Here is a 611-nt window from a genome sequence, read left to right as displayed (position 1 = left end):
GTCAAGGTGGTGGAAATTGGGAGGTGGTCATGTGCGTGGTCGATCAGGGCGCCTTTGCCGAGGGTAGAGCGGTGATGGCGGGCTCGTTGGCGACAACGATCCCACCCATGGTTTCGAGCGTCAAATAACGGTGCTGGAGTTGCCAGTCGTCGTTTTGCTCCAAAAGCACAGCGCCGACCAGTCTCCGGACACTGTCCTCGTTGGGAAAGATGCCGACGACGTCGGTGCGGCGTTTGACTTCCTTGTTGAGGCGTTCGATGGGGTTGGTCGAATGCAATTTGGTGCGGTGCGCCTCGGGGAAATCCATGTAGGCCAGCACATCATGCTCGGCGTCATCGAGCAGCGCGGCGACCTTGCGGAAGCGCGGCCGGAACTGATCGGCGACATGGCGCCATGCCTCGCCGGCGGTCTTGCGGTCGGGCTGGACGAAGATCTGGCGTACGGCGGCCGACACCATGGTCTGCTGATCCTTGGGCACGTGGCAGAGCAGCGAGCGAAGGAAATGGACCCGGCAGCGTTGCCACGTGGCGCTCAGAACCTGGCTGATGGCCGCCTTCAGCCCCTCGTGGGCATCGGAGATCACCAGCTTCACGCCCTTCAGCCCGCGCCGC

The 611-nt window shown here is 63.2% G+C and carries 1 protein-coding gene; it reads right to left on the bottom strand.

Going from position 1 to position 611, the window contains the following annotated elements; all coding sequences use genetic code 11:
• Nucleotides 1-43: 43 nt before the first annotated feature.
• The coding region (locus ACSVC7_RS32750) for an IS256 family transposase (protein ID WP_483509196.1) at nucleotides 44-611 on the bottom strand (568 nt) is incomplete at its 5' end.

The organism is Azospirillum mesophilum (assembly GCF_053470405.2).
This window is presented reverse-complemented; position numbering and strand designations above follow the sequence as displayed.